The organism is Paenibacillus sp. P32E, from assembly GCF_001909085.1.
Classification (GTDB): domain Bacteria; phylum Bacillota; class Bacilli; order Paenibacillales; family Paenibacillaceae; genus Paenibacillus_AQ; species Paenibacillus_AQ helianthi.
Window position 1 is genome coordinate 98,759 of record NZ_LVYY01000016.1, and the last position, 12,077, is coordinate 110,835.

Here is a 12,077-nt window from a genome sequence, read left to right on the forward strand (position 1 = left end):
TATGAAAGCAATAAACAAACGAAATATAACGGTGCTGGCCGTCATTGTTTTTTTAGTCTTTCTGGCGGTGGAGCGAACCACGAAATCTGAGCCGGAAGCAGTCCCGGCGATTCAGCAAAGCTCTGAACCGGAAAGTGGAATGAATGCCGGGCTGTTGGCCCCGGCGTTTTCCCTCCAGGAAGGCGGTAAAAGCTATGCTGTAGGCGGCTCACGGGATAAAGCAGTGCTGCTGAATTTCTGGGCTTCCTGGTGCGATCCCTGCCAGCAGGAGGCACCGACACTGAATGCATTGGCACTAAAATACAAAAATGTCCTCGATGTATATGGGATCAATGTGACCAGCCAGGATTACAAGCCCAATGCGGAGCGTTTTGTCCGAAAATATATGCTGGCTTTTCCCATTATGTATGACCTGAAGGGCGAGGTATTCGACAAATATAAAGGGATGGTATTCCCTACAAATGTGCTTGTAGACAAAAACGGAGTCATCTCCGAGGTGATCCTGGGGTTTCTATCTCCGGAAGAGCTTGAAAAGAAAATCATCACCCTTACCGGTTCCTGAACAGGCAGCTAGCGGTTAGGTGGCAAAGCCCCTCTGCAATGCGGGATATTCCCGGCTGCGAGGGGCTTTGTCTTGACCGGACCATAAAAATGCTTGGCTCAACTAGTGATTCACGAGTCCTCTGGGCGCCTGGTTTGCTTCGGTTTCATTCTGCAGGGAGATCTGCCCCAGAAGCGCATAGCGCATACTGTCCACCAACGCTTCCCAGCTGGCTTCAATCACATTGCTGGATACCCCGACGGTGCTCCAGGTGTTATTGAAATCCTTGGACTCAATCAGTACACGAACCTTTGCAGCTGTCTGATCCTTCTCGTCAAGCACACGTACCTTGTAGTCTGAGAGATGCATGTCTTTGAGCTGAGGGAAGTAGGTCAGTAGAGCCTTACGCAATGCGTTGTCCAGTGCGTTAACTGGACCGTTACCCTCAGCAGCGGTATAGAGGCTCTCACCGCCGACTCTGAGCTTGACAAAGGCCTCGGAGACAACGGGGTGATCAGCTGTCTTCTCCACAAGCATCTTGAAGGATTCAAAGGTGAACAGTTCGTTTACCTCTCCGGTGGCTTCGCGCAGGAGTAGTTCCAAGGAAGCATCGGCACCTTCGAACTGGTAGCCCTGATGCTCCAGAGTTTTGATTTTGTCGATCACCTTGCGGGCTTGCTCGCTGCTTGGATCCAGGCTGAGGCCCATATCCTGTGCCTTGGACAGAACATTGCTCTGACCCGCAAGCTCGGAGACGAGCACCCGCTGCTTGTTGCCTACCAGCTCGGGGGCGATATGTTCGTAAGTGCGGGAATCCCGCAGGATTGCCGATACATGGATGCCGCCTTTGTGCGCAAATGCAGCATTGCCTACATATGGCTGATTTACAGGCAGATTCACATTGGCAACCTCACTGATAAAGTGGGCGGTATTCGTGAGCTGGGGCAAGGAATCACCAGGGATGCAGGGATACCCCATTTTGAGCTGCAGAGTAGGAATAATCGAGCAGAGGTTGGCGTTTCCGCAGCGTTCGCCGTAACCGTTGATCGTTCCCTGTACCTGCCGCGCACCTGCACTGATGGCGCTGAGTGTATTTGCGACGGCGAGTTCGCAGTCGTTATGGGTATGAATCCCAAGTGAAGCACCAGGGAGCTTAAGGGCCATACCGGAGACCATTTCCTGAATTTCATTCGGAAGTGTTCCGCCATTCGTATCGCACATTACCAGCCAGTCTGCACCGGCTTCACGAGCCGTTGTCAGGACGGCAGAAGCATATTCGGGATTGTTCTTATAACCGTCGAAAAAGTGTTCTGCATCGAAGATGACCTCCAGGCCTTTACGTTTCAGATAGGCAATAGACTCACCGATCATGGCGAGGTTCTCTTCCAGAGTGGTCTGCAGGGCTGTGTGAACATGGAAGTCCCAGGTCTTGCCGACCAGGGTGGCTGCCGGAACACCGGCATTAATCATTCTCTGCAGGTTGTCATCCTGTTCAGTAATGGAATTCTTGCGCCGGGTGCTGCCGAATGCAGTGATTTTGGCATTCAAGTGCAGTTCCTTGACTCTTTTGAAAAACTCAATGTCCTTGTTGTTGCTCCCCGGGATGCCACCTTCAATATAATGAACACCCAGATCATCGAGTTTCTTGGCAATTTTCAGCTTGTCATCCGCCGACAGACTGATGCCTTCACCTTGGGTGCCGTCACGCAACGTCGTATCGAAGATGGAAATGGACTTAGACATGAGAGTCCTCCTAAAAGTTTTGTGAGCAGTACTTCTGAAACGGCTTCATACAACACTCGCTTCATTAGCAGATGCCTTAAGTTTGAGCATTTGATTAGGTTTGGTGGGCCATAATAACATACGTTTTAGGTAAATGAATTTTTATATTATAGCATTTTTACGCGGGAATGTAACAAAGAACTTTACAGGAGCCCTGTGTCCGGTTGACCTTGCGCCGGGAGAAGAGGTATGCTGAATTTGACAATGGAAACCCTGAAGATAAGAAGGTAGATATTGTGCAGAATGTGGATCACTATTATCCGGCAAGCGGCAGAGTTATTCTGCATGTGGATATGAATGCTTTTTACTGCTCTGTGCATGAGGCAGAAGACCCTGAACAATACAAAGGAAAAGCAACGGCCGTTGCAGGCAGTGTAGAGCTCCGCAGGGGGATCATCGTTACCTGTTCCTATGCTGCGCGCAGACTTGGAATTTCAACGGGTATGCAGGTACAGAAGGCACTGCGCATTTGTCCTTCGCTTCATTTAATTAAGCCGGATTTTCATCTCTACCGCAAGTACTCCAACGCTTTTATGCAGATTGCATATAGTTATACTCCACTCCTGGAAGCTGTCTCGATCGATGAATGTTATCTCGATATTACCGGTTCACGTCAATTCGGTACGCCTTTAGATATAGCCGAAGCAATTCAGCGGCGAGTTATGGAGGAGCTTGGGCTGCCATGCTCTATCGGTATTGCCCCGAACAAGCTGCTGGCCAAGATTGCATCCGATCTGAAGAAGCCCAGCGGCATTTCTGTGCTGCGGCTGCGTGATGTGCCGAGTGTTTTGTGGGATAAGCCCTGCAATGAAATGTTCGGTATTGGGGGCAAGACGGCGGAGAAGCTGCGTAAACTTGGAATTTACAGCATCGGTCAACTCGCGGCAGCAGAAGAGCGGATGCTTGTTGAGCATTTTGGAGTGATGGGTGCATGGCTGAAGCGGGCGGGGAATGGAATTGATTACGGCGTTGTGAACCCGGAACGGGAGCAGAGCAAGTCCATCGGGCACACTACAACACTTCCGAGTGATGTTGTCGGATTGGCTGAAGCGCGGCCGATTCTGCTGAATCTGAGCGACCAGGTGGCGAGGCGGCTGCGGAAGCAGGGACTGGTAGCATCAGGGGTGCAGCTCACGATTCGCACGCCGGATATGAAGACGATCACCCGATCACGCCAGCTGGAGACGCCTACGGAGAGCGCCGAGGATATTTATAAGACAGCCTGCGACCAGTTCGCCCGGCACTGGAAAGGTGACAAGCCTGTGCGGCTGCTGGGAGTCACACTGCATGGACTGACCGCCAAGGAGGATTCTGCAATTCAGCTGGATTTGTTCGATTACCAGCGGCAGCCGAAGAAAGAATCGCTTAACCAAACGATGGACATGCTGCGTAACAAGTTCGGCGAGAATGCAGTGCTTACGGCAGGGATGCTCAGCGACAGTCATTCAGCGCGTCTGCGTAACCACAAGGAGCGGGGGACTTCCCTGCAGAAGGACAATCTTCATAAAGTAGACCCTGCTGAGGAGTGAACCGGGCCAACTTCTAACGTCCGATTGGCGTTCCTCATGAACGGTGAAAATGGAAATGTGCTGAAATTTCATTGATATTGTTTTCTATTTATATTAATATGAGAAAAATAACAGGCTACTACAGTAGTCTGTATTGTTCAACGGGAGGCAGAGATAAAATGGCTAAATACACTTGGGTCGAAAAAGATACTTGCATCGCATGTGGTGCTTGTGGCGCGACGGCCCCTGATATTTTTGATTACGATGACGAAGGCCTAGCAGAAGTGATCTACGAAAACGATGGCAACCACGGGGTAACCGCGATTCCTGATGATTTGTTCGATGATCTGCAGGATTCTGCTGACGGATGTCCAACGGACTCCATCAAAATTGCAGACGTGCCTTTTAATAAAGAGGGCTAAAGTCCTACGGGTTATTCGTATCTGCGCAAAAGATAAGGATCAGAGCTAAGGTTCACCTTGCTGCTGATCCTTATTATTCCAGAAAGACATCTTTTTGCCGTTATAAATGCGGCTGGGGATGTCTTTTTTTAATACTTCGGCCGATATAAAATATAAAGATTGATTGAAGTACTTCACAATTCGCGGAGGCCCCGATGAAAAACTCGCAGCATCTCAAAGCATATGTTCAACTGCATCCTGAAAACAAGATGGCATGGTACTTGCTTGGTAAGGAATATTATAAGAACGGCCAGCAGGGGAAGGCCAACTATTGCTTCAACCAGGCGGGTGAAGTATATGAAGCCTTTGAGCATAGTAAGGTACCGGCGGATATGCTCCGTGAATATGAGGAAGGTCTTCTCAGGGAGGGCCGGCAGCGGCGCGAATCCAGGCTGCGGATGCGCCGGACATTCCTTGCGCTGATGCTGTTTCTGCTCGTGGTGATCCCCTCAGCGCTGGCCCCTGTGGCAAGTACGGACGAATCCGGAGAGCCAGCCTCGGCTGCTGTTACCGGTAACCTGAAAGAGCCGGCGGTTGCGGAACCGTCAGAGGATGCAACTGAAACTTCAGCTCAGCCGGCCATGGCTTTTACGGCAGCAGGTGAAGACATGGCCTCGGCGGGCCAGGCATTGGTGAAGATTATGCAGAGCCGGAAGGCTCCTTCCGAAACAGCAGTTCTTGCTATGAAAAAGTCGGGACGCTGGCTGGTCTGGAAGAGTAACCTGCCTCTTGTGGCTACGGTCGAGAAGAACAAGCAAGGGAAGACTGTATACCAGTCTTATGATCCGGCAGCCTGTGCCTGTGTACCGCCGGAAGCTGGCGGGCTGAAGAAGCAGGCAGTAATATGGCAGGATAAGCAGGAAGAGTTGGCGGCACTTTGGAGCGCTATCCGATCTTATCAGAACAGTAAGGGTACGTTGCCAAAATCGTTAAAGGAGCTGGCCAAACCTTTTCCGGGGAATTATCTCGGGGGGACGACGCCGCTCATGAAGCAGGAATTCAGTGCGCTTCGGGGAGCATTAAATTCGCAGATGCCCCAATCCTCAGCAGGTACGGCTTCACCTGTGCCAACGACGGGAGTGGGTGAAGAAGCAGGGAATCTGGGTGCCAAGACTGGTAAAAGCAAAGAGACGCAGCAGCCCTTTTTTAGCAGTCCGCTGAAAATTATCGTGGATAAACAAAATCACCGTCTGGCAGTAACCAGCGGCAGTGTCATTCTGCGGAACTATGAGGTTGGGCTTGGGGGGAACAGGACACCTGAAGGAGAATTTGCGATTACGGATAAGGTGGTCAATCCGAACGGGCATAGCAATGGGGAGTTTGGCAGCCGCGGTATGCAGCTTTCGGACACAAATTATGCCATACACGGCACAAATGAGCCGGACAGTATCGGCAAGGATGAGTCACTGGGCTGTATCCGTATGAAACGCGGGGATGTGGAGGAGCTGTTCGCAATGGTACCGATGGGGACGAAGGTCCAGATTAGTAAAGGGGTTCTGCCTGACGGACTGCTGTTGCCTGAGGAACGTTTCCCTTCCGGCACACCGCTAGATCAGACCAACCCCAACAAAGTCTACCATTGGCTGAATTAGTTTCCTGCAACAATAAATAGAACAACAATTAGAAGAACCAGCAGCACCAGACTAACACTGATCCATAGTATGGCTTTGCGGTTGACTTCTTCTTTTTTTTGCTGCAGTGTTGGAGGTTTGCGTTTTGTAGACATATTGGCCATCCTTCTTTCTCTATTTATCATTGATTACCCTTACATTGTAATGCGTTTACAACAAAATTACTATACTCTGCATTTCGTACGGAAACTCCGCCCGGTAAAAAACTTTTCTTTTCCCCCGGAAACAGCTAAAATTAAGAAGAAACCTACAGAATCGGGGAGTCACCTGACCTACTTAAGGATTCCCTTTGAAGGAGCGAGAACGGTGCTGTATCGACATTTAGGCAAACCTATTTTTTTTAAAATGGACCCGGAGAAAGCGCACCATCTCGTCATTAGCGGACTGAACAAATCAGATCTGGTGCCCGGTGGCAATAGCGCGATGCGTCTTATGTACGGCGTTCCCGAGACCGCCGATCTTGCAGTGGATTTATTCGGCCAGCATTTCCCGACTCCAGTGGGACTTGCGGCAGGATTGGATAAGAATGCTGAGGCTGTGGGAGGATTTTCTTCCATTGGCTTTGGATTTATGGAAGTGGGCACGGTAACACCGAAAGGACAGCCTGGAAACGACAGTCCGCGGTTATTCCGGCTGCTGCCTGACGAAGCGCTGATCAACCGTATGGGCTTCAACAATGAAGGTGCTGATGCGATGGCACGACGGCTCAAGGCGCTGGGGAAACGAAGAATTCCGGTCGCGGTGAATATCGGGCGTAACAAAACAACGCCTAATGAGTCGGCACATGAGGATTACCGCCAGTGTATCCGTACGCTATATCGGTACGGTGATTTTTTTGTGGTCAATATCAGCTCGCCGAATACGCCGGACCTGCGCAGTCTTCAGCATGGCAGCGAGCTGTCTAATCTTCTTGCCCAGGTTAAGGATGAAATGGAGCTTCAGCACAAACAGAGCGGCATTTCCAAAAGCCTGCTGGTCAAGATCGCGCCAGATGTCAGCGACGGCGAACTGGAATATATGGTACATACAATCGCTGACGCCGGAATGGACGGTGTGATTGCCACCAACACCACACTCAGCCGGGAAGGGCTTAAGAGTGACAAGGCAGGAGAGACAGGTGGCCTCAGCGGCAAGCCGCTGCGTGACCGCTCCACGGAAATTATCAGCAGGATTTACCGCCAGACAGGAGGTAAGCTGCCGATCATTGGTTCGGGCGGTATTTTTACCGGCCAGGACGCATATGACAAGATCCGGGCAGGCGCGAGTCTGGTCGAAATTTATACAGCTCTCATCTATGAAGGACCGGAGGTTAACCGCAGAGTGCATGCCGGATTACGGAAGCTGCTGCGGCAGGACGGATTCTCTCATATCCTAGAAGCAGTGGGCGCTGATCATCACTGAAGGATGAATGGACAGGAGGACGAAGGCGATGGACGTCAGGGACTGGGGAACATTTTTACTTCCATATGAACAAACTGTGGAGGAATTGAAGGTTAAATTCAAAACAATGCGTTCGGAGCTCAAGAAAAGAGAAGAGTATACACCGATCGAGTTCGTAACCGGGCGCGTCAAGCGGCTGTCAAGTATACTGGAGAAAGCCAAACGCTTAAATGTAAAGATGGAGGATTTGGAAACAGGGATTGAGGATATTGCCGGCATTCGCATCATGTGCCAGTTCGTGGAGGATATCCGCAGAGTGGCCGAATATATCCGCGCCCGCAAGGATCTTGAGGTTCTTTACGAGAAGGATTACATCACGAACTATAAGGAAAGCGGCTACCGCAGTTTCCATATGATCATTAAATATCCGGTGCAGACAGCCCTGGGGCAAAAGATCGTGCTCGCCGAGATTCAGATCCGCACGCTCGCTATGAACTTCTGGGCAACCATTGAGCATTCCCTGAATTACAAATACCGGGAAAGCCTGCCTGATGAAATGCGGCTGCGCCTGAAGACGGCTGCGGAAGCCGCGTCTATACTGGACAGTGAAATGTCCAGTATCCGTGAAGAAATTCTGGAGGCGCAGAAAACCTTCGAGGAAAATTCGAATACAACGACCCAGCTTCTGAAAGCCATACATCAGTTGTACTTCTACCATCTGGTAAATGAAGCCATTGAAAGCCAGGAACGTTTCAATCAGATCTGGCAGGCGCAGGATATGGAAGCGATGAAGGACCTGCTGGAACATGTGCGCGAGCTGTTGTCGAATGCCAAAAAGGACAGTCTGCCGGATGGCTTATGAACCGCTGTACCTGGCTTTCCTGGTCTACTTCAACCGGGACAGGGATTATTTTGAATGTCATGAGGTTCTTGAAGAGCTCTGGCTGGCCAGGGAACGTGATCCGCTGTACAAGGCTCTGCTGCAGACTGCAGTAGGACTGTATCATTTCCGGAACAACAATGTGCGCGGCGGCTTAATGATGCTGAACCGGTCGCATGAGGTGCTCCAGCAGTATCCTGGGGATACCCTGGGAATCAATCTTACGAAGCTGGTCCGTGAAGTTGAAGATTATGCCCGTATGCTGGACTCTTATGCGGACCAGCCGTTTGAATATTATGATCTCACGATTGAGCTGATTGACCCGATTCTGGTAGAAGAAGTGACCGCTGCAGGTAAAGAGATTGTACCCAATCATCCACAGCGCCGTGGTCCTCAGAGACCATTAACTTCCTACCGCGCGAACAGGGAATTCTGAATAGCAAGACTACCACAGGAGCACCCGCAGGGGTGTTCCTTGATTATTGGAGGACGGCATCATGGCAGTGCAATTGCCCGGCACTTTTATGCAGCGCATGAAGGAAATGCTGGGACCGGAGTATGAGCAATTTGCAGAGTCGTACAAGGAGACTCCTTATGGCGGCATTCGTGCCAACACATTAAAAATATCGGTGGAGGAACTGCGCACTCTCTCTCCCTTTAAACTTGCTCCAATTCCCTGGTGCCCAGCCGGGTTCTATACAGAAGAAGGGGCGAGACCCGGCAAACATCCGTATTACCATGCGGGACTGTACTATATTCAGGAGCCAAGTGCGATGGCTCCGGTAGAGCTGCTCGGCGTACAACCAGGCGATTATGTGCTTGATTTATGTGCCGCGCCAGGAGGTAAATCTACGCAGATTGCGGCCAAGCTGAAGGGTGAAGGGCTTCTCATCAGCAACGATCTCCACCCGGAGCGGACCAAGGCCCTGGCTAAGAACCTGGAGCTGTACGGTGTCCGCAACGGAATCGTATTGAATGAAAGTCCGGAACGGATTGCTGCGGCTTTTCCTGTTTTTTTTGACCGTATTCTGATCGATGCGCCTTGCTCGGGTGAAGGCATGTTCCGCAAGGATGAAGATATGGTCAAGCAGTGGGAGCCTGAAACGCCGTTGAAGTATGCTGCTATGCAGAGGGACATTCTGAATTCAGCCGTAAAAGCGCTGAAGCCGGGGGGAACCGTGGTGTATTCCACATGTACCTTTGCCACGGAGGAGAACGAAGGTACGATCAGTGAGTTTTTGGATACTCATCCTGAGTTTTCGCTTGTTACTGTAGGCGGAACAGGTTCCTTTGCACCTGGACTTCAAGGGTTGTCCGGAGCTGCCCGGCTGTGGCCGCATAAGGTCAAGGGCGAGGGGCATTTTATGGCTGTACTGCGCCATGACGGAAGTCCCCGTTCTCCAGAGGAGACTGCATCCGATCCGGGACAGGCTGTTGCGGAAAGAACACTTTCCGTCTCTTCGCGGAACAATGGAGTCAAGGGTGAGGCCACTGCCAGAGCTGGTTCTGCCCGACAGGTAAGCGGACGGGGTGGCAAAGGGGGGCGAACCTCCGGCAAGTCCGGCGGTACTTCGCCTGGACGCCAGTCTGAAGGCGGGGGAGAAGAGGCCGCAAGAGCTGCGTATTCCCTATTTACCGAAGACCAGCTAGGCTGGCAGCCATCCGGATTTCCGGTGCTGTTCGGTGACCATTTGTATCTCTCACCGCTGCCCAAGGCTGCACTTAACGGCCTAAAGACGATTCGTCCCGGCTGGTATGCGGGTCATATCCGCAGCGGCAGATTTATTCCCGGACATCCGCTCGCTACCGCTCTGCATCCCGCCGAAAGTATCCGCAGCCTCTCATTATCCAGTGGGAGCGGTGAAGCGGTCTCCTATCTGAAAGGGGAAACATTGTCTATCCCCGAGGAACGCTTAACGGTAGGGCCTGGCAATTCCGCCAAAGGTTACGTGCTTGTCTGTGTCGACGGGTACAGCGCTGGCTGGGGGAAATGGCAGGACGGTATGCTGAAGAATGAATATCCCGCAGGCTGGAGGTGGACGTAAAGGATGAGTGCATCAGGAAATGCTGCAAAAAAACAGCGGATTGATAAAGTGTTGTCCCATATGGGCAAAGGTTCACGCAGTGATATCCGCAAACAGGCGAAGCAAGGGCTGATTACCGTGAATGGCGCCGTTATTAAGGATAGCGGTTATCATGTTGATCCCTACACGGACAGAATCCAGGTGAGTGGAGAGCCTGTAATTTACCGTGAATTCATCTATCTGATGATGAATAAGCCGCCTGGCGTATTGTCAGCCACAGAAGACAAACGGGACCGGACAGTGCTGGATCTGCTTAAGCAGGAATATGCACAGTTTGAGCCTTTTCCGGTCGGAAGACTGGATAAGGATACGGTAGGGTTGCTGCTGCTGACCAATGATGGGCAACTGGCCCATGAGCTGCTCTCGCCCCGCAAGCATGTCCCGAAAACCTATGAGGCTACGGTAGAGGGTGAGGTGGATGCTGCAGATGTGGCAGCTTTTGCCGCAGGTGTTGAGCTTGAGGACGGCTATTTGACTTTGCCTGCACAGCTTACCATTCTGGGAAGGGAACGCGGAAGCAAAACCCTCTCCCAAATTTCACTGACCATTACAGAGGGGAAGTTTCATCAGGTGAAGCGGATGTTTCTGGCGGTAGGCAAAAAGGTGATTTTCTTGAAGCGGGTCTCCATGGGCGGGCTGAAGCTGGATGAGCAACTGGCACCCGGGGCTTGCCGGGAGTTGACTGCTGAAGAACTGGCGCTGCTTGGCGGCGGGGAAGCGGAAACTTAAGGGAATCAGTGGAGGTTTTATCCACGGTTGATTAAATTAACAGTCCCTGTTAACGGATGTAATATACAATGGTTAGATACAGATAAAGACGAACAAGGATGGTGGGGTATGAAATACAAGCTGATTGCGCTGGATGTAGACGGCACGCTCCTGAATGACGATCACCAGTTGAGCTCTGAAAATAAGGAGGCTATCGCTGAAGTGACAAGGGAGGGCGGGCTGATTGTCCTATGTACAGGGCGCAGCCCGCAGAATTCGATTCCTTTAATGGAAGAGATGGGACTGGCCGGGTATGTCCTGGGACATAATGGAGCGGCGACGGTGCGTGTAGAAGACCGCGAGGTACTGCATATCTATGGACTGGATGCCCGCGGTCTGGACCCGTATATAGAGTACTGCCGTGCCCATAATATTCATTATGATGTGAATACTGCCTTTGACATGTATGTAGATAATGTCGCTAATCTGACCTCGGAAGCTAATCATATGTATGAGCATTTTCGGGTGACACCAGCGACGCTCCCGGCCTGGGAGGATTTTCGCGAACCGGTTGTCAAGTTTACGGTCTTCACCAAAGCGGATATTCTAGATGAAGCTCAGCGGGAATGGAGCACTTGGACGCAGCAGTATAACATTGTGCGCAGCGGGGAGTTTTTCGTAGATTTAATGCATCCGGAAGCCTCCAAGGGCAATGCGTTAATGAATCTGGCTATACATCTGGGTATCGCTCAAGAGGATGTTTTGTCCATCGGGAATTATTATAATGATATTTCCATGCTTACATACGCCGGACTTGGTATTGCCATGGATAACTCACCGCTTGAGGTTAAGGCGGCTGCAGATGTAATTACGGGAACCAATAATAATAATGGCGTGCGCGATGCACTTGTGAAGTACTGCTTGTCATGAGACTCTTGATCAAGCCTCTTTAAATTTGATATGAAGCGAAAAAAACCGATGGTGCATGTACCGTCGGTTTTTTTTGTTCAAAATATTTTCTTTAATTCCATATTGTGACAGACTTCGACATTATTAAAATGATATTGTGTATTTATATTCAATAAAAACGTTTTTATTGTTT

The 12,077-nt window shown here is 50.9% G+C and carries 12 protein-coding genes; 10 read left to right on the forward strand and 2 right to left on the reverse strand.

The features are described 5' to 3' along the window. Position 1: 1 nt before the first annotated feature. Positions 2-562: a TlpA family protein disulfide reductase gene (locus A3848_RS17060; RefSeq protein WP_074086112.1), complete on the forward strand. Its 561-nt coding sequence runs from the start codon at positions 2-4 to the stop codon at positions 560-562. A gap of 102 nt (positions 563-664) precedes the next feature. On the opposite strand, the gene cimA is transcribed toward A3848_RS17060, so the two are convergent. Further along, positions 665-2,284, reverse strand: a complete 1,620-nt coding sequence (cimA, locus tag A3848_RS17065; protein ID WP_074086113.1) for a citramalate synthase — start codon at positions 2,282-2,284, stop codon at positions 665-667. A gap of 275 nt (positions 2,285-2,559) precedes the next feature. Between cimA and A3848_RS17070 the strand changes: the two genes are divergently transcribed. The 3 genes from A3848_RS17070 (at position 2,560) to A3848_RS17080 (ending at position 5,884) form a co-directional block, all read left to right on the forward strand. Continuing rightward, the gene (locus A3848_RS17070; RefSeq protein ID WP_074086144.1) at positions 2,560-3,852 is read left to right on the forward strand and encodes a DNA polymerase IV; all 1,293 of its coding nucleotides are present in this window, start codon (positions 2,560-2,562) and stop codon (positions 3,850-3,852) included. 158 nt (positions 3,853-4,010) lie between these two features. Next, positions 4,011-4,253, forward strand: coding sequence for a ferredoxin (locus tag A3848_RS17075; protein ID WP_074086114.1), 243 nt, complete (start codon positions 4,011-4,013; stop codon positions 4,251-4,253). A 194-nt stretch (positions 4,254-4,447) separates the two neighbouring features. Further along, positions 4,448-5,884 carry a L,D-transpeptidase gene (locus A3848_RS17080; RefSeq protein ID WP_074086115.1) on the forward strand — a complete coding sequence of 479 codons (1,437 nt, stop codon included), beginning with the start codon at positions 4,448-4,450 and terminating at the stop codon, positions 5,882-5,884. Here the strand turns inward: A3848_RS17080 and A3848_RS32380 are convergent. Next, positions 5,881-6,018 carry a hypothetical protein gene (locus A3848_RS32380; protein ID WP_167374753.1) on the reverse strand — a complete coding sequence of 46 codons (138 nt, stop codon included), beginning with the start codon at positions 6,016-6,018 and terminating at the stop codon, positions 5,881-5,883. The genes A3848_RS17080 and A3848_RS32380 overlap by 4 nt on opposite strands. A gap of 211 nt (positions 6,019-6,229) precedes the next feature. On the opposite strand from A3848_RS32380, the gene A3848_RS17085 reads away from it, so the two are divergent. From A3848_RS17085 to A3848_RS17110, 6 genes are all read left to right on the forward strand, one after another. Then, positions 6,230-7,324 (forward strand): quinone-dependent dihydroorotate dehydrogenase, encoded by a 1,095-nt coding sequence (locus A3848_RS17085; RefSeq protein WP_074086145.1) that lies wholly within the window; start codon positions 6,230-6,232, stop codon positions 7,322-7,324. Positions 7,325-7,352: 28 nt separating this feature from the next. Further along, a complete protein-coding gene (yjbM, locus tag A3848_RS17090; protein WP_074086116.1) occupies positions 7,353-8,165 on the forward strand; it encodes a GTP diphosphokinase in 813 nt (270 codons plus the stop codon). Further along, entirely contained in the window at positions 8,131-8,619 is a 489-nt protein-coding gene (locus A3848_RS17095; protein WP_305953436.1) for a DUF309 domain-containing protein, read from the forward strand. Before yjbM ends, A3848_RS17095 begins: the two co-directional genes overlap by 35 nt. Before the next feature lie 61 nt (positions 8,620-8,680). Continuing rightward, entirely contained in the window at positions 8,681-10,228 is a 1,548-nt protein-coding gene (locus A3848_RS17100; RefSeq protein ID WP_074086118.1) for an RsmB/NOP family class I SAM-dependent RNA methyltransferase, read from the forward strand. 3 nt (positions 10,229-10,231) lie between these two features. Further along, entirely contained in the window at positions 10,232-10,996 is a 765-nt protein-coding gene (locus A3848_RS17105; protein ID WP_074086119.1) for a pseudouridine synthase, read from the forward strand. Between the two features lie 108 nt (positions 10,997-11,104). Next, the gene (locus tag A3848_RS17110; protein WP_074086120.1) at positions 11,105-11,905 is read left to right on the forward strand and encodes a Cof-type HAD-IIB family hydrolase; all 801 of its coding nucleotides are present in this window, start codon (positions 11,105-11,107) and stop codon (positions 11,903-11,905) included. Positions 11,906-12,077 lie beyond the last annotated feature (172 nt).